General features: G+C 69.7%; 19 protein-coding genes and 5 pseudogenes. 8 read left to right on the top strand and 16 right to left on the bottom strand.

The window, feature by feature from the left end; all coding sequences use genetic code 11:
• The first annotated feature begins 1 nt into the window (after position 1).
• Together IE217_RS20725 and IE217_RS20720 are read left to right on the top strand one after the other, a co-directional pair.
• Positions 2–793, top strand: coding sequence for an NADH-quinone oxidoreductase subunit B family protein (locus IE217_RS20725; RefSeq protein ID WP_190179401.1), 792 nt, complete (start codon positions 2–4; stop codon positions 791–793).
• Entirely contained in the window at positions 790–2,202 is a 1,413-nt protein-coding gene (locus IE217_RS20720; protein WP_190179400.1) for a Ni/Fe hydrogenase subunit alpha, read from the top strand. The genes IE217_RS20725 and IE217_RS20720 overlap by 4 nt, the downstream gene beginning before the upstream one ends.
• Positions 2,203–2,388: 186 nt before the next feature.
• Here IE217_RS20720 and IE217_RS20715 read toward each other — a convergent pair whose 3' ends face one another.
• From IE217_RS20715 to IE217_RS20695, 7 genes and pseudogenes are all read right to left on the bottom strand, one after another.
• Positions 2,389–3,243 (bottom strand): DMT family transporter, encoded by an 855-nt coding sequence (locus tag IE217_RS20715; RefSeq protein ID WP_190179399.1) that lies wholly within the window; start codon positions 3,241–3,243, stop codon positions 2,389–2,391.
• 645 nt (positions 3,244–3,888) lie between these two features.
• Positions 3,889–4,020, bottom strand: a pseudogene (locus IE217_RS34795) (alpha/beta fold hydrolase); the annotation flags it as partial.
• Between the two features lie 130 nt (positions 4,021–4,150).
• A pseudogene (locus IE217_RS35540) lies at positions 4,151–4,246 on the bottom strand (DUF4235 domain-containing protein); the annotation flags it as partial.
• Between the two features lie 31 nt (positions 4,247–4,277).
• Positions 4,278–4,655: an ester cyclase gene (locus tag IE217_RS20710; protein WP_190179398.1), complete on the bottom strand. Its 378-nt coding sequence runs from the start codon at positions 4,653–4,655 to the stop codon at positions 4,278–4,280.
• A gap of 217 nt (positions 4,656–4,872) precedes the next feature.
• Positions 4,873–5,436: a YdeI/OmpD-associated family protein gene (locus IE217_RS20705; protein WP_190179397.1), complete on the bottom strand. Its 564-nt coding sequence runs from the start codon at positions 5,434–5,436 to the stop codon at positions 4,873–4,875.
• 210 nt (positions 5,437–5,646) lie between these two features.
• Positions 5,647–5,985, bottom strand: a pseudogene (locus IE217_RS35430) (putative quinol monooxygenase); the annotation flags it as partial.
• 60 nt (positions 5,986–6,045) lie between these two features.
• Positions 6,046–6,432 (bottom strand): VOC family protein, encoded by a 387-nt coding sequence (locus IE217_RS20695; protein WP_190179396.1) that lies wholly within the window; start codon positions 6,430–6,432, stop codon positions 6,046–6,048.
• Positions 6,433–6,495: 63 nt separating this feature from the next.
• Between IE217_RS20695 and IE217_RS20690 the strand changes: the two genes are divergently transcribed.
• Together IE217_RS20690 and IE217_RS20685 are read left to right on the top strand one after the other, a co-directional pair.
• The gene (locus IE217_RS20690) at positions 6,496–7,461 is read left to right on the top strand and encodes a helix-turn-helix transcriptional regulator (protein WP_190179395.1); all 966 of its coding nucleotides are present in this window, start codon (positions 6,496–6,498) and stop codon (positions 7,459–7,461) included.
• 213 nt (positions 7,462–7,674) lie between these two features.
• Positions 7,675–8,928, top strand: coding sequence for an IS110 family RNA-guided transposase (locus IE217_RS20685; protein WP_268249160.1), 1,254 nt, complete (start codon positions 7,675–7,677; stop codon positions 8,926–8,928).
• Between the two features lie 1,396 nt (positions 8,929–10,324).
• Here the strand turns inward: IE217_RS20685 and IE217_RS20680 are convergent.
• From IE217_RS20680 to IE217_RS20655, 7 genes and pseudogenes are all read right to left on the bottom strand, one after another.
• Positions 10,325–10,693: a hypothetical protein gene (locus IE217_RS20680; protein ID WP_190179394.1), complete on the bottom strand. Its 369-nt coding sequence runs from the start codon at positions 10,691–10,693 to the stop codon at positions 10,325–10,327.
• 203 nt (positions 10,694–10,896) lie between these two features.
• A pseudogene (locus IE217_RS20675) lies at positions 10,897–11,145 on the bottom strand (aldo/keto reductase); the annotation flags it as partial.
• Complete coding sequence (locus tag IE217_RS35425) at positions 11,141–11,608, bottom strand: AfsR/SARP family transcriptional regulator (protein WP_373298094.1); 468 nt, start codon at positions 11,606–11,608, stop codon at positions 11,141–11,143. The pseudogene IE217_RS20675 and the gene IE217_RS35425, both read right to left, overlap by 5 nt.
• 618 nt (positions 11,609–12,226) lie before the next feature.
• The gene (locus tag IE217_RS34775) at positions 12,227–12,661 is read right to left on the bottom strand and encodes a hypothetical protein (protein ID WP_229865447.1); all 435 of its coding nucleotides are present in this window, start codon (positions 12,659–12,661) and stop codon (positions 12,227–12,229) included.
• 325 nt (positions 12,662–12,986) lie between these two features.
• Positions 12,987–15,368: a 2OG-Fe(II) oxygenase gene (locus IE217_RS20665; protein WP_190179393.1), complete on the bottom strand. Its 2,382-nt coding sequence runs from the start codon at positions 15,366–15,368 to the stop codon at positions 12,987–12,989.
• Between the two features lie 260 nt (positions 15,369–15,628).
• Positions 15,629–16,042 (bottom strand): PIN domain-containing protein, encoded by a 414-nt coding sequence (locus IE217_RS20660; protein ID WP_190179392.1) that lies wholly within the window; start codon positions 16,040–16,042, stop codon positions 15,629–15,631.
• A complete protein-coding gene (locus IE217_RS20655; RefSeq protein WP_111005327.1) occupies positions 16,024–16,308 on the bottom strand; it encodes a hypothetical protein in 285 nt (94 codons plus the stop codon). The genes IE217_RS20660 and IE217_RS20655 overlap by 19 nt, the downstream gene beginning before the upstream one ends.
• A 774-nt stretch (positions 16,309–17,082) precedes the next feature.
• Here IE217_RS20655 and IE217_RS20650 point away from each other — a divergent pair.
• A complete protein-coding gene (locus IE217_RS20650) occupies positions 17,083–17,940 on the top strand; it encodes a recombinase family protein (RefSeq protein ID WP_190179391.1) in 858 nt (285 codons plus the stop codon).
• 1,103 nt (positions 17,941–19,043) lie between these two features.
• Here IE217_RS20650 and IE217_RS20645 read toward each other — a convergent pair.
• Both IE217_RS20645 and IE217_RS20640 read right to left on the bottom strand, forming a co-directional pair.
• Positions 19,044–20,195: a cobalamin B12-binding domain-containing protein gene (locus IE217_RS20645; protein WP_229865446.1), complete on the bottom strand. Its 1,152-nt coding sequence runs from the start codon at positions 20,193–20,195 to the stop codon at positions 19,044–19,046.
• On the bottom strand, positions 20,192–21,856 hold the full coding sequence (locus tag IE217_RS20640; protein ID WP_229865444.1) for a PP2C family protein-serine/threonine phosphatase: 1,665 nt from the start codon (positions 21,854–21,856) through the stop codon (positions 20,192–20,194). The genes IE217_RS20645 and IE217_RS20640 overlap by 4 nt, the downstream gene beginning before the upstream one ends.
• A gap of 421 nt (positions 21,857–22,277) precedes the next feature.
• On the opposite strand from IE217_RS20640, the gene IE217_RS20635 reads away from it, so the two are divergent.
• From IE217_RS20635 to IE217_RS20625, 3 genes and pseudogenes are all read left to right on the top strand, one after another.
• Complete coding sequence (locus IE217_RS20635; protein WP_190179390.1) at positions 22,278–22,721, top strand: globin domain-containing protein; 444 nt, start codon at positions 22,278–22,280, stop codon at positions 22,719–22,721.
• Positions 22,722–22,730: 9 nt separating this feature from the next.
• Entirely contained in the window at positions 22,731–23,933 is a 1,203-nt protein-coding gene (locus IE217_RS20630) for a globin domain-containing protein (protein ID WP_190179389.1), read from the top strand.
• Between the two features lie 575 nt (positions 23,934–24,508).
• Positions 24,509–24,799 (top strand): annotated as a pseudogene (locus IE217_RS20625) (hypothetical protein); the annotation flags it as partial.

Genomic DNA, 24,799 nt, shown 5'->3' with positions numbered 1-24,799 from the left:
GATGACCACCTCCGCCGGACGGCCGGGCGGCTCGCGTCCCCGGCTCGGTGTGTTCAAGTTCGCCTCGTGCGACGGCTGTCAGCTCACCCTCCTCGACTGCGAGGACGAGCTGCTGGGCATCGCCGGCGAACTGGAGATCGCCCACTTTCCAGAGGCATCGAGCGACGTCGCGCCAGGGCCGTACGACCTGGCGCTCGTCGAGGGGTCGGTCTCCACTCCCGAGCACCTGACACGCGTCCGGCGCATCCGAGCCGAGTCCCGTCATCTGGTCACCATCGGTGCCTGCGCCACGGCCGGGGGTGTGCAGGCCCTGCGGAACTACGCCGACGTCACGGACTACCTCGCCACCGTCTACGCCCGCCCCGACTACATCGAAACCCTCGCCACCTCCACTCCCATCGCCGACCACGTGCCCGTCGACTTCGAACTGCGCGGCTGCCCGATCGACCGCGGCCAGTTGCTGGAGGTCATCACCGCCTTCCTCGCCGGCCGGAAGCCCGGCATCCCGAACCACAGCGTGTGCTTCTCCTGCAAGCAGCGCGGAAACGTCTGCGTCCTCGTCGCGCACGGCACCCCGTGTCTGGGTCCCGTCACCCACGCCGGATGCGGGGCCCTGTGCCCCACCTTCGGGCGCGGCTGCTACGGCTGCTTCGGGCCGGCCGGCACCACCAATCTCGGTGCTCTCGTCCCGGTCCTGCGCCGCGACGGGATGAACGACGGGGACATCGGCAGATTCCTGCACACCTTCAACGTCACCGACTTCACCGCGGTGGAGGAGAAAGACCTGCCGTGAGCGAACCCGCCGACGCGTCCGCCGCCGCATCCCGTGTCGTCCGCATCCCCGCTCTCACCCGTGTCGAGGGCGAGGCCGCGCTGCACCTGCGCGTCCACGACGGCACCGTCACCGAGGCCCAGCTGAAGATCTACGAACCCCCGCGGTTCTTCGAGGGGTTCCTCCGGGGCCGGGCCCACACCGAACCGGTCGACATCACCTCCCGCATCTGCGGGATCTGCCCCGTCGCCTACCAGCTGAGCGCCTGCCGCGCCATCGAGGACGTGTGCGGAATCGTGGTGGACGGCCGGCTGGACGCCCTGCGCCGACTGCTGTACTGCGGCGAGTGGATCGAGAGCCAGACCCTGCACATCTACCTGCTGCACGCGCCCGACTTCCTCGGCTGCGCCGACCTGGTCGACATGGCGGGCAGCCATCGCGAGCACGTCGAACGCGGTCTGCGCCTCAAGCAGACCGGCAACGCCGTCATGGAACTGCTCGGCGGACGCGCGATCCATCCCATCAACGTGCGTCTCGGCGGCTTCCACCGCACCCCCACCCGCGCCGAACTGCGCCCCCTCGCCGAGCGCCTGCGCCGCTCCCTCGACGACGCCTGGGACACCGTCCGCTGGGTCGCCCGCTTCGACTTCCCCGAGGCCCACTGCGACGTCGATCTGCTCGCTCTCGCCGAGCCCGGCACGTACGCCATCCAGTCGGGCGTCCCCACCGTACTCCCGGCCGACCGCAGCCTTGCTCCCTACAGCTTCCCCGTACGGTCCTTCTCCGATCACGTCACCGAGGAGCAGGTCCCGCATTCCACCGCCCTCCACTCCCGTCTGGACGGCAGGCGGCACCTCACCGGCAGCCTCGCCCGCTACGCCGTCAGCGGCCACCTGCTGTCGCCACTCGCGCGTGAGGCCGCCCGGGAGGCCGGACTGAGCGACCCCCCACTGACCCCGGGAACACCACAGGGCGAGGTGTGCAGGAACCCTTATCGGAGCATCCTCGTCCGGGCCGTGGAGGTCCTGTACGCGGTGGAGGAGGCCTTGCGGATCATCGATGTCTACGAACCTCCGGAGCACCCGTACATGAATGTCCCCGCCCAGGCGGGCGTGGGCCACGGCGCCACCGAGGCACCGCGCGGACTGCTGTACCACCGCTACGCGCTCGACACCGAGGGCCGGATCACGGACGCCTGCCTCGTCCCGCCCACGGCCCAGAACCAGGGCGCGATCGAGGAGGACCTGCGCGTCCTCGTGCAAGCCGCCCTGGCCTGCGGGACGACGTCCGATGCCGAAGTGGCCCACCTGTGCGAACGGGCCATCCGCAACCACGACCCGTGCATCTCGTGCTCGGCCCACTTCCTGGACGTGGACATCCAGGGGGATGGTGGATCAGCTCCACGGTCCCCTCGCGCACCGTCGGCGTAGTCGGCCAGGACGCCGTCCCCGCCCCGTGAGGCAGGGTCACCTCCGGCTCACGGAGCCGTAGTGGATCTCGCTGCGGTGCTTTTCCATCTCGCGTTCGCTGCTTTCGGCCTTGACGGTCAGCACGCCTTCGCTGATGACGACGTCGAATGGCCCTTGCCCGTCCGCATTGCCTGCGTCCGGACGGCTTCACATGCGTCCGTACACCCACGGTGACCTGCCCAGGATGACGATGCCCGCCACGGCCGCCAGGGCCCCCAGTCCCTGGACGGCCAGCGCCCAGGACGTGGCCAGGCGTTCCTGAAAGACCACAGCGCCCATCAGCACGCCACCAATCGGCTCGAGGGTGTCGATGATGGGCAGACTGACCGTCAAGGAACCGGCCTGAAAAGAACTCTGGGCAAGCAGCATGCCCGTGCCTCCGACAAGGAGGAGCGCATAGGGTTCCCAGTGCGCGAGCGTACCGACGCCGTTCTCCCGGAAGAGGCCGGCCGTGCTCTTGGTCAGGCTGTCAAGAAGGGCGAACATCACACCGGCCGCCGCCGCGTAGAGGGCCGTGCGTGAGCGTCCCGGCCTACGCCGTCCGACCGGTACCAGCACGCACACGCATCCCGCGGCAACGGCGAGAAGGGGAAGCCAGTCCCCCACACTCGGCGCCACAATCCCGGCGGGTGGTGGCAGAGCCGCCAAGAAGGCGGCGACACCTCCCGACGTGCACGCCGCACCCGTAATCTCCGCCGCGGTGAGACGTCGCCGGCGGCGCAGGGCGACCATGGGCAGGGCGAAGACGAGGTCCAGAGCGGCCAGCGGCAGCACGAGCACGAGCGGACCGAACGCCAGGGCGACGCCCTGGATGACGTAGGAGAAGAACGACATACCGATCCCGGCGAGCCACAGCGGTCTGCGGAGCAGGTCCAGGATCAGGCGGGGGCGCAGAGAATCGCTCTCGGGCACGGAAGCGGCGGCGGACTGCTGCATGACGGCCGCGGCGGCGAAACAGCAGGCCGATGCCAGTGCCGCGGCCACCGCGAAGCCCGTTGTCATGGATCAAGGATGCTGCTCCACATCACGTCGAACGTGCATGCCGTCCCGGCGCGGCGAGGCCCGGCTGCACCGCTGATCAGCCGCGGGCGCGAGAGTTTCCGCAACTCGGCGGTGACCGTCGAACGCCCCAGGTGATCTCACAGGCATGGAGGCACCCGCACCCCGGCGCAGGGCAAGACGCGGCTGCGCACCCCAGTGGGCACATGCCCGTTGGGCGATTGCCGACCGGATGACGTGAGAGAGGGCCTGTGAATGCCGACAGGGGTGCACCTTCGCGACGCACGACCGTTACCGACGAGGCAGGCTGCGCCAAAGGCGTCTGCACCGGCACTTCACCGACTTCGGCGCCTTCCTCACCGACCTCCTGCTGGACCGGGCCACGCAGCTCGAGACGCAGGCGAGTGCACTGCGCGAGTCCGCCGCACCGGCCCGGTGGCCGACAACCTCACCAAAGCGCTGACCACTTCGGCATCGCGATTCTCGCCCATGCCACGACCGCGATCTCCGCTTGCCTTGCCGACGAACGTGAACTCGGCCGCATCGCAGCCGACGCCGACATCGACTCACTCACGCTCCCCCTGGTGGGGGCGGGCATCTCCAGTTCGCCGCCGCCACCCGGGGGCCTCAACCTTGACAGCCGTCACCAAGCTCGTGCCAGGTCTCCGATGTGTGGGGATGCCCGTGTAGCAGCACCACCGGCGGACCGTCCCCACCGAAGCGGACGAAAACGGAAGCCTCACCGACATCGATCTGGGCGATCTCGAACCCTTCGAACACCCGGCCTCCTCAGGGCGGCTCACGTGCCGCCTCTTACGCCCGCGCGGCACCAACACTGCCGTGCCCCGGCCGGTAGCGGCCATGTGTCCGCGCCTGTTCGTGTCGACCAGTCCTCCCACCTCCATGCGCGTCAGCCGGGCCAGGTTCCGGTCAGGCGGCGGACGGTGGTGGTGCCGGCGCGGTCGACGGCTGCTTTGACTCCGGCCAAGAGCGCGCCCTGGAGCGACTCCCCGCCAGAGAGGGCATCCCACACGTCATCAGCCCGAGGTTGCACTGCCGTCCGCTGAGCGGTTGAGCGTCGACATGCCCCACAGTTCGACGATGCGGCCGTCCTGCACCCGGAAGATCTCCATCATCGAAGGGGAAAGCTGTTCCTCAACACTCGCCGGGATGCCGTGCAGGGTCGTGCGGACTGCTGCTTTGCCTCTCTCCACGATCATGTCCTCGACGATGACCTGGATGTCGGGGAACGCAGCGTGGAGTCCGTTCCACGCCTTCACGACGCTGTCGACACCAACGGTTTCCAGCGGGTGGCTCACGAAGTCGGCGGAGAAGATCGTCTCTGCCGCAGCGAGGTCACGGGAGTTGAATGCGCCATACATGCGGTGCGCGATCGCTCTTACGTCGTCCGTCATCTCAACATCCTGTCCGGCATGCATATGAAGGAAAGGTCGGTTGCGGGGAAACCGGAGCGGACCCCGGGTGAGCAAGATCGGTCTGGGGACGGTGATCCATGGCGACCGAGACAGCGGCTCCGCCTACTTGCGGTGATCGACCTGACGGCGGGCCCTCCCGATAGGGAGTTTCGTTCACCGGGCAACTCCGGTGGTTGCCGGCCCTCGATGGACTGTCTCAGGGGTGGAGCTTTTTCTGCTCGGCGAGCATTGCTACATAGGTCTCGATCCGCCGCGCACGGGTCTCGGGCTTCTTGGCGTCCTGGATGCGGTACAGGATCGCGTATCGGTTCTGGCCGTCCAATGTCGCGAAGAACTCTGCAGCGGCGGGGTTGCAAGCGAGGGCCTCGGCCAGATCGTCCGGTACCGAGGCGCTCCTCCATCCGTCGTACGCGGTGTCCCACCGGCCATCGGCCTTGGCGCGCTCGACCTCCGCGAGCCCCGGCGGCCGCATGCGGCCCTGTTCGAGTAGGGCGGCGGCCTTGTCGCGGTTTATCTTGGACCATTTGCTCTTCGGCCTGCGTGGCGTGAACCGCTGCAGCCAGTACGAGTCGTCGAACTTGTCCTTCTGCCCGTCGATCCAGCCGTAACAAAGTGCAACGTCGAGGGCCTGCGCGTAGTCCAGAGCCACGACACCTGCAGCCTTCTTCCTGAGCTTCAGCCAGATGCCGGGCGAGGAGGAGTGGTACTCGTCCAGCCAGCGCTCGAATGCCTCAGCAGATTCGAACAGGGTGATTTCCAAGTCGTCAGCTTCCTCTCAGCATGGTCCTCGGGCGGGAGGACAGGCAGGACTTGGTGCCGGTCGTACCCCCGGGCTCCGGTCTCAACGTCTGCCGCGTGACTTCCCGGTCGCGCTACCCCTGCCAGTCCGAACAATCCGTCCCTGCCCGTCATGGAGCCTGGCAGAGCCGCGGACGGACGTGCGCGAAAGTGGCTCGTTCGTCAGGGCCGACTATCGGCCGGGAGGCCCACCCCGCCCAGGACGGTGAGGTTCGTACGGTGCGGTGGGGGCGCCAGCAGGGCGAGGATGTCGGTGTTGTCGGCGACGGCTGAATTGTGAGCCACTGCGACGAACCCAAGCGTCGCTACTGGTCCACTTTTCAGCCGTCGCCGACAGGTGTTGGGCGGGTCCGTCGGCGGGAGGCGGAGCGTCGAGGGCGGCCCGTGCGCTGGCGTCGTCCTTCCAGACCTCGGTGATGCGGACCGTGTCCGGGTCGGCTGTGTCCTGGCTGATCAGGTAGATCTCACAGCCCGGGAAGCCGCGCAGCCTCTCCGCGACCCTCAGCAGGTCTGTGGCGAGCTCTGGGCCCTTTGGGGTGCGCGGTCATGGTCATCAGTCGGCCGATCATGTTCAAACCAGGGTGGAGATGCAGAACGGGTGGCCGGCGGGGTCCAGCAGGACCCTCCACCGATCAGGCTCCGGCTGGGCCGAGGGCTCCACGGCGCCAAGGGCCAGCAGCCGGGCCTGGGCGGCATCGAGGTCGTCGACGCCCAGGTCGATGTGGGCCCGCTTCTCCTGGGAGGGGTCCGGCCAGGTGGGACGTTGGTAGTTGGCCAGCCGGCAGAAGCCCAGTCCGGGCGAACCTTCCTGGCCGAGCAGGATGAAATCGTCGCTGGAGTAGACGACGGGCAGGCCGGGGGCGTCGCCGTAGAAGCGGGCCAGCTCGGCCGGGTCCGGGCAGTCGAAGGTGACGGCCGAGTAGCGGATCGCGGGTGCGGATGTGGTTCCGGTGCTCATGGGGAAGACGCTACGACCAGATCAGGACAGGTTCGGTCCTGGTCATGGGGGAGACTTCGGGATGTGATCAGTACATCCGCCCGCCTGCTGCGACTTGTCTCGCTGCTGTCCGCGCGGCCGTCGTGGACCTGCGGCGAGCTGGCCGGGAGGATGGAGGTCACCGAGCGCACAGTGCGCCGGGACATCGCCAGGCTGCGAGAACTCGGCTACGGGGTCGAGTCCGAGCCTGGGCCGTGGGGCGGCTACCGCCTGGGCGGCGGCACCCGGGTGCCGCCGCTGATCCTCGACGACGAGGAGGCACTGGCCGTGGCCGTTGCCCTGCGCGAGGCCGCGCTCAGCGGCGTCCTCGGCAGCGACCAGGCCGCGTTGTCCGCGCTGCTGAAACTGCGGCAGGCCCTCCCGCCGCGGATCGCGGGCCGGCTGGGTGAGATGGACGCCGCGTTCGTGCACACACCCAGGCCCGACGAACCGCAGATCGCGCCCGGCATGCTGCTAGAACTCGCCACCGCGTGCCGCCGGGGCGAGCGCACCCGCCTGTCGTACCGCGACCGGGCGGAGAAGGCCACCGTCCGAGACGTCGACCCGTACCGCCTCGTGCACACCGGGCGCCGCTGGTACTTCGTCGCCCGGGATGTGGCGCGGGGCGAGTGGCGGACGTTCCGGGCCGACCGGGTGACGCAGGTACGGCCAACCGGGCGCGCGGTGGAAGTCCTCGACCCTCCCGATCCGGCTCTTCTTGTCTCGCGGGGCATCGCCAGCGGCGCGTACCCGCTGTACGTGACGGTCCGCCTCCCGCTGCCCATGGACCGGGCGCTGCGGCTGGTCCCGGCGACGGTCGGCACTCACCACCCGGACGGCCCCGACTCCACCATCATCGAGATCGGCGGCCCCGACGCGGACGGGCTCGCCAAATACCTGCTCAGCTTGGGCAGCCCGCTACGGGTGTTGTCCCCGGACGACGTACGGCAGGCACTGCTGCGCCGCACGCGCGAGATGTTCGAGGACAACGGGGGTGGTCAGCCCCTGTAGGGGGTTACGCCGGGAACGAGCACCGAACCTCAACCGACTGCCAGAGGACAATGGTCCCGTGGGACGGAGGCGATCAGTGCGCGTCTCACCCCGGTTTGGGCACCGGGCCCGCAGCGGCCGGTATCCGGCCGGGTCGAGCTTGGCGAGTTCGGTGTCGACCTTGACGTTGATCGTGCCGTGGTAGTTGACGTTCTCGCCGTGCGCGGGGCAGATATGCGCGAGCAGCGTAGCGCTTGCCCTTCTCCTTCACCTCCGCCTGCGCCAGGCGCACTTCGCCTCGCACCAGTTCGGTCGCTGCTGCGAGGCCCGCTGCACCAGCTCGCCCACCGGCTCCTGGCCCAAGCGGTCCGTGCTCTGGCCGGACCCATCGAGACCGTCACCCTGACCAGCCGACGCCAGTACATCCTCGCGGTCATCGAGCACGCCACCCGCCGCATCCGGATACTCGTCGACCAGCCGGCCTCCATCGGCGCCCTGCCCATCGCAGTCGCCCGGGACATGGGCTGCCAGGTCGCCTATCTGCCCGGTCTCACGATGCGCCGGATCGCCGACCTCTATCCCGGCGAGGCAAAGACCGACGCCCGCGACGCCTTCGTCATCGCCGACGCCGCCCGGTCGATGCCGCACACCCTCCGCTCGATCGAACTGACCGACGAGACCGTCGCCGAGCTGGAGATGATCGTCGGCTTCGACGACGACCTGGCCGGCGAGGCCACCCGCATCAGCAACCGGCTGCCCGGCCTGCTCACCCAGATCCACCCGCACCTCGAACGTGTCCTGGGCCCACGTATCCAGCACCCGGCCGTCCTCAAGCTGCTGGACCAGTTCGGCTCCCCAGCCCTGATCCGCAAGGCCGGACGACGCCGACTGATCAGCCTCATACGCCCGAAGGCTCCGCGAATGGCCGAACGACTGGACGAGGACATCTTCACAGCACTCGACGAACAGACCGTCGTCGTCCCCGGCACGGACGCGGCCGCCCTGATCGTCCCCAGCCTCGCCAACTCGCTCCAAGCCGTCCTCGACCAGTGCAAACTCCTCGCCACCAGGATCGAGGAACTCCTGGAGACCCACCCTCTTTCCAAGGTCCTGACGTCCATGCCCGGTATCGGCGTCAGGACCGGAGCCAGGATCCTCATCGACGTCGGTGACGGCAGCAGTTTCCCGTCCGCCGCCCACCTCGCCGCTTACGCCGGACTCGCCCCGGCAACCCGCAGCTCGGGCTTGTCGATCCGCGGCGAACAGCCCTCCCGCCGGGGAAACAAGCAGCTCAAACGGGCCTTCTTCCTGTCCGCGTTCGCGGCCCTGGCCGACCCGGTCTCGCGGACCTACTACGACAAGAAGATCGCTCAGGGAAAGCACCACACCCAAGCCCTCCTCTGCCTCGCGAGACGACGAGTCGACGTGCTCTTCGCGATGCTCCGCGACGGCACCTTCTACGACCCCCAACCCGCCCCCACAGGTTGACGTAACCCATAGGGGCACCCCCCAGCAGCGCGCACGAGAAAACACCGGCAAGGTCGAGATAACGCGTCGCGACCGTGACTCCGGCAGGGATCAGGGAAGCCGACATCACACACACGGTGGACACAACGACGAGCCTAGTGACTCGGCGTCTCCACGGCACGCACACGGCCACGGACAGCGATGTTCCGCGACAGTGCGTGTCCGATAGGTCGGATCGCCCGCACTCAGAGTCCCGCCGGCGCAGGATGGGTACAGGTCGGATGTCCGCGGCTTCATCGCCGGAACCCAGCCGGATGTGTTCACCGACCACATCCAGAAGTTCGGGCAGTTCGCCGACCTCGCTACTGCGCCGAGGGCTGGCCCCCCGAAGCTCCCAGGTCCAGGTAAAAGCGACGCCGGGACACGGGGGCGTCGATCTCAGCAGGGCGAGGTGGGTGACGTTGGAGCGACACCGCACTGCGTCGGATGAACGACCGAACCAGCCCGCCGACCTTCCGCGCACAGCGGTCACCGCCACGGCCGTCATCGATGATCACGGCATCGTCACGGGATGGAGCGAAGGGGCCCTGAGCTGACCCCGGTTTGGTGGGGTCCCTGAAGCCAGGCCTCGGCGTGCTTGATCATCGTCTGCGCGTCGTCGGCGGCGGTGACGTGGGCGGCCGTCCAGATCTGCGCGAGGGTGTTCAGCAGGTCGGGGCCGAGGAGGGTGGTGAGTGCCTCGTTGAGGGGCTGGGATTCGTCCGGGTCGAGGATGCCTGCGTCGCGGCGGGCCAGGATCAGTCCCGCCGCCGCCCCGGCCTGCCAGGGGTCGGTCCTCGAACGACAGCTATCGCCGCCTCCACCATCTGGGAGATCCTCAAGAACCAGGGCATCGACCCCTCACCCGACCGGGCCGCCACCGCCTGGGCCGACTTCCTGCGCTCCCAGGGCAGGAGACGAACAACGTCGTCCAGTGGACGGACCACGACCGCGGTGGCCATTTCCCTGCGCTGGAGGTGGCGGACCTGCTCGTCGATGACACCCGGAGGTTCTTCCGCACCCTGCACCTCAGAGCGGATCCTGGATAAGCGTCAGCTCGCAGTGCTGGTCTTCCTCGCCTGCCCTCACTGCACTCGTCGTCATGGGCGCACTCGACACCGCAATTCCCAGAGTCGTGACGAGGAGCAGAATCCACCACAGCTTAGTGGTGGTCAGCTTCCTGACTCACACGAAGTTGGATGCTCATGCAAATACCCTCCGCCTGTCCGTGTCAGGTACATGAATGCGGACTCAAGGCTGCTCAGCTCACCCGGGCAGGCACGCTGCAGCAGGCTCTCCAGAGCTTCGTAGGCCATGACGGTTCTCGCCGTCCAGGTGGGCATACTCGGCGCCACGCCGCGCGGGGCTTCAGCGGATGTCAGGCGGGTGGGCATCCGAACCAGTTCACCGTATCGTCGTCGGAGGTGTAGCCGAGGCACCTGATCGTTCTGTTGTGCAGGGTCTCGGTCCGGTCGACCCCTCCATCGAGATTGTCCCCCTTGTAGTGGACCTGCACGAGGGCATCGATCTCAACGGTGAACCAGCGGTCCCTGTCGGTCGGGATGCTGCAGTCGTGGCCGGTCACGCTGCGGCTGGGCCCGTCGCTCCACATGTCCTGTTCGGCACGGGCGCAGTGCGCGCTGTCGTCGTCGCCGACGGCGGTGTCGGCGCCGGTGCCGAGCAGGGCCGCCGCGCCCGTGGCCACCGCCGCGGTGATGCCGAGCAGACGTTTCGTGATGAGGTTCATCGATTGGTCCTCCTGCCAGGGGTGGTGGCGGTCCGAATTCACATGTCACCTTGTGTGATGATCACACTCGTCCGGGATGTCCGGCCCGGCAGCCAACGGCGCGGTCCCCCGACCCGGTGACATCGGTCATGCCAATGCAGCAGTGCGCCTGCCAAGAATGTCATCCATGTAAGGGCTTGCTCGGTGCTGAGGCAGGATGAGCATTCGACCTGGCCACGCAACTGGTCGGGGCGGGCCTTGGTGATCCACTCGCCGGATGCGCCGCACCCTGGGCCAACCTTGGTCACCACGACCACGTCGCCGTGCCAGGAGGAGAGGGCGCGGTTAATGAGCTCGTTCGCGGACCGCAGTGGCCAGAAGTAGAAGGCGGCCGTGTCGATGTGGTTGACGCCCCGCTCGAACATGCTGTGCAGGGATGCGGCCCAGAGGACCCGGTGAACCGCGGACCTATCGTGTCTTGCGGGCGTGGTTCCTGGGTGCGATGAGGGTTTGGGTGGCTGGCTCGGGTTCGAGGCCGAGGTCGGCGAGGTGCCGCTCGAGCCGGGTATAGGTGTGCCGGGCGGCGTCGTGGCGGCCTGCAGCCTGGTAGAGGCGGATGGCGTGCTGGGCAAGTCGTTCGTGATCGGGGTGCAGGGTGCTCAGGTGTTCCAGAAGACCGAGGACCTCTTCCTGTTCCCGCGGTGAGGCGTCGGCTCGTTCGGCTCGGCTGGCTAGGCGCAGGGCGGCGTCGGTGGCCTGGGTGGCGAAGTGCTCGCGGATGGCATCGGCCCATAGATAGTCGCTGCCCTGCGCAAAGTGTCCGCGGTAGTGAGCCAAGGCGTCGCGGACTTCGGACAGGGCATTGTTCTGGTCTTTTTCCTTGCCGGAGAAGGCTTCTTTCAGGCAGTGAGTGAAGTCGGCGAGGTCGGTTTCCACGAGGTCGGGGTGGAGCTTGTGGAGTTCTCCTTGGAGGAGGATGAATTCTTGGGCGGTGATTCCGGTGGCGGCGCGCAGGGCGCGGCGTACGGCGCGGCGCAGGTTTTTCAGGGCGTTTTGGTCGCTGCCTGGGGCGAGGTGGAGTTTCTCGGCGATGTCGGAGGCGAGGAGGCCGGTGGGGCGTGCGGCGAGCAGGGCGAGAAATTCGTGGACTTCGCTGCGGAGGTTGGTGCCGATAAGGTCGGGGTTGCCGCGGGCGTAGAGGGTGATGGGCCCCAGCACGTGCAGGCATACGGGCTTGGTTTGCGCCGGCCGTGATGTCTTCACCGGGTGCGATCGGGCGGGCGGGTCCTCCGGCTCGGGCTCGACCGGTGGATCGGGGTGCTCACTGTGGGGGGGGTTGTGCGGGGATGGGGAGGATGCGGAGGCGGGGGCGCTGGCCGTGGGCGGTGAGCAGGACGTCGGTTACGTTCCGTCCGGCCTCGGGCGTGAGGTGGAAAAGCCTAACTAAACGTTGAAGCGGAATGCCTGCGGCCCGATCCTGACCTGCGGCGGAGCCCCACCCGAGCCTCTGAACAGGCATTTCACCGTTTGGGTGCGTTGGCCACCGACGGGCGTCTACGAGCATCCTGCGGACTGGCTGCGGACCGGCGGGAACTCCACCGGCCTGGAAATACATGGCGCCGGGACCGGCCCATCGATGAGACTGCGCGGGTGAGCCGCGCGTTCCACCCGGGCCGCGACCGGGGCGTCGATCACCGCCAGGGTGCTGTCCGAGACCGGCCGCGGGAACACCGGCCGCCAGTGGTACTGGAGCTGTTCGGCCTGAAGGACGTTCGTCGCGCCGAGCACGATCGCGCGGACCAGTCGGGCCAGCGCCATGCCCCGATCCCGCCGGCCCGGCCCGGTGCCCTTCGGCAACACCGCACTCAGCGCGATGGCCAGGCCGACACGGTCGACGACCTTCCGCAGCAGCACCGCGCCCGAGCGGCCGATCAGGTTCTTGTCGTCGGCCCGCACGGCAAGCCGGTGATCCCATTCTGCAGCCTGCACCTGTTGGGTGCCTCTTCTCTGCGACGGTTTCGATCTGGACAGTCCAGATCATCGCAGCTGGGAGGCACCCGTCTTCTGTTGGTGCGCCGGGTCATGGCCACAGCTGAACGCATGAGGTCGACCCCAGCGGGCCGCGAGCGGCAGGCCGTCGGCGAGACAGCTGCGGGAGACCGTGCCCAGAGGGGTGTGCAGTTTCCGCGCCGGGCACGGCGAGCATGTCGCGGACCAGGGCGTCGCAGTCGTGGCGGTCAAAGGGCTGGTGTTCATGGCGGATCCGCCGGCAGACGCCGATGTGCCCGCACCCTCCCCGCCTTTGCCTTTCGGCCTACGCCCAGGTCGCCTTCAGCCAGGTCAGGTCCGTGCCCGCAGTGCGCCGAGTCTGCCGCTCGCGCGTGAACAGTGCATCGGTCTTGGTCAGGACAAGCGTGTACGGGCGGCCCTGGCGCCGGGTCGAGTGGCTCACCGGGAGGCCCGCCAGGTCGATGGCACTGTGCACGTGCCGCCGTCCGTCCTTGGCCAGCGGCCACTCCAGGACCCGCTCGGTGGAGGAAGCGAGGAACGCGGCCAACGTGTCGCACAGCTCGCACCCGCCCGTGTGCGCCCGCCCTCTCCCGGCGATGAGCCCACGGCCCGCCCCGCAGCCCGCCCAGGCGATCGACCAGTCGCCCTCGGCGCGCTGCGGGGTGGCGAGGAACGCCTCGAGACGCCCGACGCAGTCCCGCGCGAGCAGCGCGGCCCCCGCCGCTCCGCGCACTTGTGCCGGCAGCTTCGCCGCCGCGCGCAGGGCCGGGACCACGCACTCCAGGACGGTGTCCGGGTATCCGCGCAGCGCCTGCGCGATCGCGGCCCGCCGCTCGTCCTCGGCCGCCTGCCAGACGCGTGCCAGAGGCGGGCCGAGTTCGGCCAGGCGTGGCCCGCGCTCCTCGGCCCGCGCCCGGGCGCACCACAGGCCCAGCTCTTCCTCCAGCCAGCGCCAGGCGGCGTCCGCGAGCAGCCGCGCCGCGTACGAGCCCCCAGCGGCGCGCAGTGCGTCGCACAGCTGGGGCAGGCCCTGCACCCACTCTCCACGGTCGGTCCCGGACACGCGCCAGACGCGCTGTGCGGGGAACCATCCCCCGACGAGTTCACGCGTCCACTCTCTGCCGTACGCCCCGGCCACCGCGGCCAGCGCGTCCGCGTGGTCCGGGGTGAGCGCCTCCGCGCGGAACGGCTCCAGCAGCATCGCCGCCGTCCCGGGCACGCCCAGGCCGGCCGCGACCTCAAGGGCCGTACCCAGCGCTTCGTCCCGCGGCGCGGCCTGCGGCCAGAACGACGCCAGCGAGGCCGCGTCGACCCGGACCCTGTCCAGCCCCCCGGCCGCGATCCGGTCGCGCAGCTCGGCCAGCGCGTCTTCGGATCCGGCCTCGGCCCGGGCCGCGAACGCCCGCTCGCGCGGCCACAGCAGGACCGCGGAACGCCGGTACCAGCGGTCAAGGGTGTTGCCGTAGTTACCCATGTAGCCCTCGTACTCCGACCGGAAGGGCTTCAGGTCCTTGTTCGGCGTGGAGGCACACCGCTCCTCGTCGGAGACGGGCAGACAGATCGCCTCGCCGCCCCCGCCGTCCGGGCGGGTCCACCAGCCGAGAGTGATCTCGTCGTCGATCAGGTCGTTGAGCTCGTAGTCCGCATAGTCGTCGTGGGCGCCGCTGCCGGTACCGGGGGCCAGGTCCTCCTCGTCCTCCTCATCGTAGGAATCGTCGTCGTAGTAGTAGTCGCGGTCCCACGGGTCACCGCCGCCGGGCGGGTAGGCGTCCCAGGTTTCCTTCACCTCGGCGAGCGCGAGCACCGCCTCGCAGCCGGCCCGCGCCGCGGCGGTACGCAGCAGCGCGGCGCGCTCGGCGTCCGCGCCCTTGAGGCGGCTCCAGGACAGTCCGCGCTGGGTGTACTCGTGGTCGAGCAGGTAGACCAGCCGGTTCGGCGGAGGCAGTTCCCGGCCACCCCAGCGCGGGAGGGCCGGCTCGGCGAAGTGTTCGGTCAGACAAGCCGCGAGGTCGGCGACCGGGCCGACGTCCCCGGACGCGTCCTCGTCCTCGGCGTCGGCGAGCAGGTTGAAAGTGAGGGTCACCCGATAGCCCGACTTCACCGGCTTGACCTCGTGCCGGCAGTCGGCGTAAAAGGCGACGAAGGTCAGCCGCTCCTTCGACGCCTGGTAGACCCTGCTCTCACCGCCGTGCTCCACCACCAGTTCGCCGCCGGTGTGTGCCGAAGGCAGCGACACCACCAGCGTGCCCACCATCGCGTCGTCCTTCTCGGAGTCCTGGTGGGGAAGGAAGAACTGGCCCTTGCCGTACACAAGGAGCGCGTGCGGCTCGGCCCGCAGCCGGGTCTTCGCCGGCAGCCCGAGCTCGTCACGGAAGTACTCCAGAGCGGCGTCCAACATCGGCACCCACCCTGTCCCGCCCAGCTCGAACCGGTCCGGAGTGATCTCCCAGGTGTCGCGGACACCGGGGTCGCTCAACGTCTCCTCACCGCGCCCGAACTTCGCCGGCCGCGCCACCTCGATCAGCTTCTTCGTACGCGGCGCGCGCAGCGGAAGCACCATCGGCCCAACACCCGCCACGTCCAGCCGGAGCACATCGGCCGGCGCGTTCATCCGGGCGGCGAACGAGCCGCCCGGGTCCGAGCCACCGAGCAGTCGCGCCAGCCGCTCCCGTGCCGAGATCGCCATGTTCCGTCCCCTTTTCACGTCCATGCCCCGCTTCGTACCGCCGGGGACGCCCCGGCTTCCCTGACGATCGCAGTGACGGCGGGCACCGCTCCCGCGCGAACGACCGGACGCCGACGCCCGACCCCTCAGCGGCGCGGAGGCCATCACCCCGGGAACATCCCCTGCCGGTACGACGCCGGGGCGTTCATCGCCGTCGACAACGACGACCGACGCACGCAGGGCCGCCACGGCCTGGCCGGGCCGCCCTCGACCGCAGGAAATCACACCGCCACGAGCCGGACACGATCGCCGCAGAGTTTGACCATGTCGTCGATATCGGAGGTCAACATGACAACGGGGCGGTGCTGCCTCAGCGCGGCCTCGGCGACCGCCGCATCGATCGCATATTTGTGCCCGTGCAAGCCGGCGTCCATCAGCAGTTTCGAGGCCGCTCTCGCCTCCTCGTCGCCCACCGGGACTACGCGCAGTCCGGAGAGTACCCAGTTCAGGCGGGACTTGTTCGTACGGACGTGGACGGCCTCGATGATGGTGAGCGCACTGATCATGACCTCCATGCCTCGCGAGCGCGCCTCAGCAACCAGAGCCACCACCTGCTCGTCGTCGGCGAGCAGCTTCGAGAGCCCCTCGCTGTCGAGGACCAGCGTCCCCTCGTGACTCAGCTTGCGGCGGGCCACCCGGCCTCCTCGGCGAACACCTCGTCGAAGACCTGCCGCGCCCGCTGACGAGCCTGCTCGGAGACCGGCCCCTTGCGGTTCTCGTAGTCCGCCAGGTACTCGTCCAACACCTGGCCGCGCAGCTCACGCTCGACCGCCGCGGCGATGAACGCGGAGAACTCCCGCTTGCCCACCCGCGCACGGATCGCCTCCGCGGTCCCCTCCGGAAGCGACAGGCTCACCCGCGTCGCCGGCCCTTCTCCGATGCTGTACGTCGTCTCAGCCATGCCCCAAGTGTGTCAAACGAGTAGGAAAAGCGCTACGGCCCGCGCCCCCGCCACCCACGCGGGAGCCACCCGGGAAAGGCCGGGGAAGAGTCGCCCACCCCCTCTCGTCGCGCACCGCACAGTCCGCGACTCAGCACGGAAGCCAGCCACCATCCCAACACGGGAAGCAACCAGGGGCCCGACCCCGAAAGGTCGGCCCCCTCCTGACCTGCATGTTTGCTAGATCAGCGACGTGGCGATGCAGCGCCCGCTACACGTTGAAGCGGAACTCCATCACGTCCTCAGTCTGCGCGACGTAGCCCTGACCCGCCTCCACGCGCTGGGCACCTCCGCCTTGATGGTCCTCTCCCGAGGTCTGCACGCAGCGCTCAGCGATGTCTACCACTGGCGGCTTGGCGGCTGCTGTAGGACGACAAGTCCGGCCTGCGACATCCCTATAGAAGACGTGTCAGCCCTAAGCAGATCTCTAGGCCACGGCGTCCCACAGCGCCTGCCCCAGCCGCCATCCCAGCACGACGCGTCTCCAGACAACCGTCAGGGGATCCACGTGGACCTCCCCGAGGAGCCACCTAAGGTGACGGAGCACATCGCAGCCGCCCTACTGCACCTCCTTCGCATCCTGGTTACCGATCCCGGCCAGCCACGCCCCGAGGCCGTAGTCAGCACAGACGAGCGGACGGCCGCTGGCTCTTCTAGCCCAACCGAGGTACGACAGACCCCCACATAACACCCGCACCGCGCTACACGCCATACACCCCGGGAGACTGACCGCACGTGATCCGTTTCGCCTTCGCCGGACGCTGTTCCACCGAGGACCTTCAAGACCCCGAGGCCTCCAGAAACTGGCAGCTCACCCGGGCCCGTGCCCTGATCGAACCCGCTGGCGGCCAGATCGTCACCGAGTACTTCGACGTCGGACACAGCCGCTCCCTGCCCTGGCAACGCCGGCCCCGCGCCAACGAACTCCTCCAAGCCCTCCGCAACCCAAACCGCGGCTTCGACGCCGTTGTGATCGGAGAACCCCAGCGCACCTACGGCAACCAGTTCGGCAACACCTTCCCCGTCTTCGTCCACTTCCGCATCCCCCTGTGGGTCCCGGAAGTCGGCGGCCCGATCGACCCGGACAACGAAGCCCACGACCTCGTCATGTCCGTCTTCGGCGGCATGAGCAAGGGGGAACGCAACCGCATCAAGATCCGGGTGCGGACCGCCATGGGCTCGCAGGCCCAGCTCCAGGGCCGCTATCTCGGCGGGCGGCCACCCTACGGCTACCGGATCGCCGACGCAGGCCCCCACCCCAACCCCTCGAAGGCCGCCGCCGGCCAGCGCGTCCACAAGCTCGAGCTGGACCCCGGCGCCGCACCCGTCGTGCAGCGGATCTTCACTATGTATGTGGAAGGCATGAGCTACAGCGCCATTGCCGCCCAGCTCACTCGGGAAGGCATCCCCTGCCCCTCCGCCCACGACGCCACCCGCAAACCGCACCGCAAGAAGACCGCATGGCAGCAGGGCGTCGTGCGCGCCATCCTCCTCAACCCCCGGTACACCGGCCACGAGGTCTGGAACAAGCAGCGCAAGGAAGAAGCCTCCTCGACGTCGACGACGTCACCCTCGGCCACCGCACCCACATGACCCACAACCCGCCCGATGAGTGGATCCACTCCAACGAACCCGCTCACGAAGCGATCATCAGCCTGGACCTCTTCGAGTCTTCGATGCCGCCCGCACCGTGCGCACACAGCGCGCCCGCAACCAGGGGCGGCAGGAGCGCGTCGGAAAGCGGGGCGCGCGCCCCTACGCTCTGCGCGGCCGGGTCCGGTGCAGCCTGTGCGGGCGCAAGATGCAGCCCGCCACCAATCCGCAGCCGCGTCTACTACCGCTGCGAGTTCAAAGAGGAAGAAGCCGCCCTCTACCCCGACCTCACCCACCCGCGCACCGTCTACCTGCGGGAAGACATCGTGTGCCAGGCCCTGGACCGGTGGATCGCCCGGGCCTTCGCCCCGGACCGGCTCTCCGCCACCATCGAAGCGCTCACCCACGCGAGCGCCGCAGCGAGCACCGCAGAGCCCCAGACCCCCGAGCAGGCCCAAGCACGCCAGGCGATCAAGGAGTGCGAGCGCCGTCTCGCCCGCTACCAGGCAGCCCTCGACGCCGGAGCCGATCCCGCCGTCGTCACCCAGTGGATCAACGAAGCCAAGCGGGACAAGGACGCGGCACAGAAGAAGCTCGACGCGCACACCGCCGTCCCCCGGAAGAAGCAAACCCCGCTCGACGCGCAACAGATCCGACAGATCACTGAGAGTCTTGGAGATATTGCACAGCGCATCCAAGTCGCAGCCGTCGAGAAGAAGGGCCCCCTCTACGAGGCACTGGGCATCACCATTAGCTACGAATACGCAACGAGGACCGCGACCGTAAGGTCGGGGCCCTCGTCACCGTATCGTCAATCGTTGTGTCCGAGGGGGGAGTTGACCGTGACGACACGGTCGTGGTCGCGCAGGAAAAGCTCTTCCCCCGAGGCACCTGTCGGTGCAGCCGCCGCCGCTGCCGCTACCACTACTCGTCGGTGGAGTCAGTGGTGCGGGGCCGGCGCGATCTCATCCGCTCCGAGCGGCGTGTCAGGGGATGGTGGCGCCCCTCTGCGCCGGGAGCTGCCGTCACGGGCTGGAAGAGGGTCTCGCCGCCCGAGGTGCAGTCACCGACCGCCGTCCGCGGCGGGCTCCCGGCACCGTCCGTCAGCCCGACTCGCCCGTTGGGCCGGCGCCTCTGTCGTCGTCCCGCCCTGCCCGTTCACCGGGTCCTCCCGTCGTGCCGGCCTCGTCGTCGGGCGTGCAGGTGCCGAGGCCCACGGCCGTGAGCCAGCGCCGCCCGGCGTCCAGGTGCGCGGCCGTCCGCGGAAGCCCCCGCAGCCGCTCGGACAGCGTTGCCAGGGCCGCGCCCAGAACGGCGGTGGGCACACCACGGGCGCGCAGGAACTGCGCGCCGAAAGAGAGATAGTCGGTGAGAACCCGCGGATCGTCGACGTAGTTCGCCGCGGCCACGACGTCGGGGAGACGGCCGAGGTCCTCCATGACGGCCTCCGCGTACTGCGAGCCCGGATCACCGAGCCACGGGTACCGCTCCAGCACATGGACGCGCAGTCGCCCCAGCAACTCGGTCCGCTGCCGGACGATCCGGAAGTACTCCTCGTCGGCGAGGTGTTCCAGGGGCTCCGCTGCCTCCGGGGGCCTCGGCCACCGCAGCGCGAGCATCTCGGCGGCGACGGCCGGATCGGACGCGTACAGGTCGGCTCCGATCGTGCGGGCCCAGACGCCCCCGGGGCCGAACCCCGAGCCGCCCACAAGCACCGGTGCCCCTGCTCGCCGACCGCACTCGACGAGGTGGTGTGCGGCGGGCAGGCGCGCCGGAATCATGCATGACAGACACACCAGGTCGGGCCCCTGCCGGTGGATGTGGGACAGCAGGTGCGGGGCGAGGACGTTCGCGCCCAGAAACGTCACGTCGAAGCCGCGCAGCCTCAGCACCTCCGCGGCGATCCGTGCGGGCAGGGTGTGACGCTCCCCCTCGACGCACGCGAACACGACCCGGCGGGCCGGTGCGGAGCCCGGGTGCCACGACCCCGCAGCCGCGGCGGCCACGGCGTTCACCACGCGCTCGCTCACATGGGTGGCGGCGTGCTCCTGGGCCACGCTCCACTCCGCGGCCACCCATCGGGCGCCGACGGCTGCCTGTGCCGGGGCGATCAGTCGGAGCAGGATGTCCTCCGCCGCGGCCCCTGACCGCAGCAGACCCAGAGCCAGTGCGGTGGCCCCCGCCTCGTCGGCGTGGGCGAGGTGGTTGTCGAAGGCGGCGCGGACCTCCGGGAGGACGGCCGGCACGTCGGTCACCGTGGGGGTCCAAGAGCGTCGGACGCACCTGGCGAGAGGCGCGAGGGCGGCGACGACTGCAGCGCCAGGACCGCGATGTCGTCATGGGCACGTCCGGCCAGCCAGTCGGCGACGCGCAGTTCGATCCGCTCGGCGACCGCGCCGGCGGGCATCCCCGCGCAGCCCGCCAGGTCGTGCGCGAGCCGCTCGGCCCCGTACTCCTCGGCACCGGCGGGACCGCCCCGGGCCTCGGTGACCCCGTCGCTGTACAGCAGGATCAGCTCGTCGCGCGCCAGCCGGACCGCGGCCTGGCCGAATTCCGCGCCGGGCAGGGCCCCGACCAGCATCCCGCCCACGTCCACCGCCTCCACGGCTCCGCCACGGCGCAGCACCAGCGGTGGCGGATGCCCGCCACCGGCGAGCACGACGTCCAGTGCGCCTCGGCCGGCCGGGCGGGCGGCGCCCACGACCAGGCTGGCGAACCGGCCTGAGTCAGCCTCGAGCAGCGACCGGTTGAGCACGTCGAGCACACGCAGCGGCCGGGTCTCGACGAGGGCCAGGGTCCGCAGGCTCTGGCGGACATGACCGGTGAGCACGGCCGCCTCCGCGCCCTTGCCGCAGACGTCCCCCAGGCTGAACCTCACGCCCCCACCACCGTCCTGCTCGGACTCCACCTCGTAGAAGTCACCGCCGAAGCCCAGTGCCTCGGGGGCGGGGCGATAGGCGGCGCCCAGCCGCACGCCCGGCACCTCGGGCAGCGGCGCGGGATCCAGGCCCGCCTGGAGCACGGCCGCAGTGTGAGCCTGCTGGGCGTAGAGGGCGGCGGCCGACAGAGCCGTACCGGCCCGGTAGGCGAATTCGGATACCACCGCGGAGTCCGCGACGGGACGCTCCCCCGTTCCGGCCGCGCGGAAGAGGACCAGAGCCCCCGCCGAGCCCCCGCCACCGGGCAGCGCGGTCACGAGCGACTCGCCTCCGGGACCCGGGTCCGGCGGCGTCGCCCCGCCCAGACCTTCAAGATCGCCCGGGCGGCAGGCGGCGAGCCGGGGTGACAGATCGGACAGTGCCCTCACCAGCTGCGGTACACGCTCGAGGGTGGACGCCGGCAACGCTCCCGACTCCGCCGCCACGCCCGGCGCGGCGCAACGGTGCCAGTCCGCGTGGCCACCGCGCGGCGGCAGCACGAGCAGCGCGGCGTCGGCCAAGGCCGGCACGGCGAGTTCCACCACACTCCGTGCAGTGCGGCCGTGGTGCAGGGAGGCTCCCAGCCGTCGGCCCGCCTCGCTCAGGAACGCCGTCCGGAGCCGCTCGGCGCGCAGCTCGGCCCCGCACCGGCGGACCTCGGTGTCGTCGCTGACGAGCCACACCGAGCAGTCCCGCACCGAGTTCCTGCGGCCGGTCAGCCGCCGGCCGAGGAACTCGGCGTCGAAAGCCGCCGCGGAGGCGACGACCGCCTGCCCCAGAGGTCCGGCTGCCGCGGGGTCCGCCGTGATCCCCGGCCGCAGGCCCGGAAAGCAGACGGCGGCCGGGCCGTTGCACCAGAGGACCACACCGGAAGCGTCACAGACCACGACCGCCTGGTCGACGAGGTCGAGCAGGGCGTCCAGCAGCTTCCGTCCGGGACGGCGAGGAGCCTGCCCGCCGCCGTCCGAAGCCGGGCGCCGGGCCCGTGTGTCCGTCACCGCTCCCGTGCTCCGGGAGGACGGACCAGGACACAAAGCGGAAAACGGCCGACTGCCGCGCCGGCCGGGGCAGAGAACATGCACACCGCCGTTTCACACTCCGAAACCCGAGAAGTCCCTCAGATCCGGTTTCCACCTTCAGATCCGGTTTCCACCTTACGGCCGTACGGGCCGGGGCACCGCCTGCGAGACGCCGCGGCCGCCGGAACGGCGAACACCCGCCCCAGGCGAGAGCCGGAAACGGGTGCGGTTTCGCGTGCGCCGGCAGAGGCCCGGCACCGCCTTCGCTCGTGCGACAGACAGGAGCAATTCATCGCATCGGCACATTCTTGGAGATATAACAAACTGGATACAGTGACGTTCTTAACAGATAACGCTTTCATAACAGGTCGGTCGGCGTGGCGCTGTACAGTCTGGCGCCATGGCTCTGGAAACCGCACTGGTCACACGCAGCTTCGCCGCCGTCGAGCCCTACGGGATCGACGTCGCCGCCTACTTCTACGACCACCTTTTGACCCGCAATCCTGAGTTGCGGAGCCTTTTCGCCGCACATCTCGACGAGCAGCGCGACCGGCTCTGGGCCGCGCTGCGCACCCTGGTCGCCAACCTCGAAAAGCCGCAGAATCTGCAAAGCATCCTGGAAGGGCTCGGGCGCCGGCACGCCTCGTACGGTGCCTTGCCGGAGCACTATCCCGCAGTCGGCGCCAGCCTCCTCGCCACGCTCGAGCACTTCGCCGGAGACAGCTGGGACTCCGCGACCGCGCGGGCGTGGAGCGCCCTGTTCGGCGTCGTGAGCGCCACCATGACCGGCGCCGCGGCGGGCACCTCCGAGGGCGGGTCCGCGAGCGCCGCCACCGTTGCCTGAGGTCGGCCCATGGCTTTGGACCCCGCGCTGCTGTGTGCCAGCCTCTCCGTGGTGGAGCGCCGCGCCGATCAGGCCTCCGCCTACTTCTACGCGCACCTGTTCGCCAACAACCCGGACGTGCGGTCGCTCTTCCCTGTCGAGATGGCAGAACAGCAGGACCGGCTGTTCGCGGCCCTCACCCGACTCGTCGGGCTGCTGGATACCTCTGAGCGACTCGGCGCCTACCTCGCCACCCTCGGCCGGGACCACCGGAAGTTCGAGGTCCGGCCCGAGCACTACCCGGCAGTGGGCGCCAGCCTGCTCGCCACCCTCCGCCAGTTCTGCGGGAACACCTGGACCCCGGCCGTGGAGAAGGCGTGGACCGAGGCGTACTCGGTCATCGCCCAGGCGATGATCGACGCTGCCGCAGCGGTGTCTCCCGCCACGCCGGCCTGGTGGGACGCCCGGGTCGTCGAACGACAGCAACCGCAGTCCGACCTCGTCATCCTCACTCTCGCACCGGACCGGTCCTATCCCTTCCTGCCCGGCCAGTACCTCACTCTCTGCAGTCCACACGCTCCCCGGGTGTGGCGGCCCTTCTCCATCGCCAACGCACCTCGCCCCGACGGCACTGTGGAGCTGCACGTGCGGAAGGTCCCCGAGGGCATGGTGAGCACCGCCCTGGTCGACGCGACCCGTGTCGGCGAGGCACTGCGGCTGGGGCCACCGCTCGGAGACGCCGTCCTGCCTTCCGGCTCACAGCGGCCTCTGCTGGCGGTGGCGGGCGGCACCGGCTGGGGGCAGACCAAGGCCGTGCTGGAGCAGGTGGCGTACGCCCCTCGCCGCACCACCCTGTTCCTCGGCGGGCGCTGCGATGGCGACCACTACGACTCGGCCGGTGTGCGGCTGCTGGCGCAACGTCACCCCTGGCTGGAGGTGGTGTCGACCGTCCCCGGCGAACGCGTGCCCGGATCCGCGGGCGTGCGGATGATGCAGACCGCCATCCTGGAGCACGGCAGCTGGGCAGGACACGACGTCCATCTGAGCGGGCCGCCCGACATGGTGCGCGAGGTGGCCGGCCTGCTGCGGTCGCGATGCGGCGTGGCCGGTGAGCTCATCCGCCACGACCCGTTGCCCACGACGTTCTGCCGCAGCAGGCCGACCAACAGCGCCGAACGGTTCCTGATGGAGCGGGACGTGTGCTGGATCAACCGCACCGAACTCGGCATCTGACACAGCCACGGCATCGTGGCCCCCAGACCCCGAGAAGCTTCCCGCCCGTCGGCGGCCCCTGCGGAACGCGACTGAACCTCCCCGAGGAGTTCGGCATCCACGACTGGAGGCACAGCGAGGTCACGAACGGTCCGGAGGCCGGGGAGAACCCGTAGAGGTCTCCGCGAACCGCGCAGACTGGCTGCCTCCGGTGGGGCCGACTCGGCCTGTCGTCTCTGGTCCGGCCTGGGAAGTCGAGAGGGCGCCCGGCGGGGTCGGACGCGGCTTCGCGCGCGTGCTTGCCGCCGCAGCCTGCAAAGACCGCGGACGCGGTCGGCGTGGCCGACGTCCGGCGCCGGCTGACGGACGCGCGACCCACCCCGCTGCCGCACGACGTCCGCGCAGACGCCTCCGTCCAGCGTTCCACCATGCGAACTCCTTCCCCCTGGCCAGGACCACTGATCGATGTGGGGTAATGCGGCATCGCTTGGTGAGAACACCCTTTATCGCCGGCCGCCGTCGGAACCGGACGCAGCGACCGGCGGTCTCTTCCCGAGAAGGTCGGGCACACCGCCCGTGAGTACCCGAGCGCACACGTGAGCGCACACGTCGAGAAGAACGAAGCACAGGGAACGGACGGGGATGAGGGCTGCGAGGACGTTGACGCGGTGGCTGCCGGGTACCGCCTGTACGTGACGGCCCTGCTGCTGACCGCGTGGTGGCTGAAGGGACAACCTGCGGCAGAGCGCGCCCGTTTCGTGCGCCACAACAGCAGCAACGTCCATCACATGGATGTCGGCAAGTGGTGGACCCTGTTCACCAGCGGTCTGGTGGTCGACGGCGTGCCGACCCTGGTCGGTATCGCCGCCGTGGCCTTGGTCCTGGGA

Source organism: Streptomyces naganishii JCM 4654 (assembly GCF_014650575.1).
Taxonomy (GTDB): domain Bacteria; phylum Actinomycetota; class Actinomycetes; order Streptomycetales; family Streptomycetaceae; genus Streptomyces; species Streptomyces naganishii.
This window is presented reverse-complemented; position numbering and strand designations above follow the sequence as displayed.

What these genes read in the sequence shown, in the direction of transcription:
- IE217_RS20725 (WP_190179401.1), top strand. Translation starts at nt 2, where the DNA reads ATGACCACCTCCGCCGGACGGCCGGGCGGCTCGCGTCCCCGGCTCGGT.
- IE217_RS20715 (WP_190179399.1), bottom strand. Translation starts at nt 3,243, where the DNA reads ATGACAACGGGCTTCGCGGTGGCCGCGGCACTGGCATCGGCCTGCTGT.
- IE217_RS20710 (WP_190179398.1), bottom strand. Translation starts at nt 4,655, where the DNA reads ATGACGGACGACGTAAGAGCGATCGCGCACCGCATGTATGGCGCATTC.
- IE217_RS20695 (WP_190179396.1), bottom strand. Translation starts at nt 6,432, where the DNA reads ATGAGCACCGGAACCACATCCGCACCCGCGATCCGCTACTCGGCCGTC.
- IE217_RS20685 (WP_268249160.1), top strand. Translation starts at nt 7,675, where the DNA reads ATGCGCGAGCAGCGTAGCGCTTGCCCTTCTCCTTCACCTCCGCCTGCG.
- IE217_RS20680 (WP_190179394.1), bottom strand. Translation starts at nt 10,693, where the DNA reads ATGAACCTCATCACGAAACGTCTGCTCGGCATCACCGCGGCGGTGGCC.
- IE217_RS20665 (WP_190179393.1), bottom strand. Translation starts at nt 15,368, where the DNA reads ATGGCGATCTCGGCACGGGAGCGGCTGGCGCGACTGCTCGGTGGCTCG.
- IE217_RS20655 (WP_111005327.1), bottom strand. Translation starts at nt 16,308, where the DNA reads ATGGCTGAGACGACGTACAGCATCGGAGAAGGGCCGGCGACGCGGGTG.
- IE217_RS20635 (WP_190179390.1), top strand. Translation starts at nt 22,278, where the DNA reads ATGGCTCTGGAAACCGCACTGGTCACACGCAGCTTCGCCGCCGTCGAG.
- IE217_RS20630 (WP_190179389.1), top strand. Translation starts at nt 22,731, where the DNA reads ATGGCTTTGGACCCCGCGCTGCTGTGTGCCAGCCTCTCCGTGGTGGAG.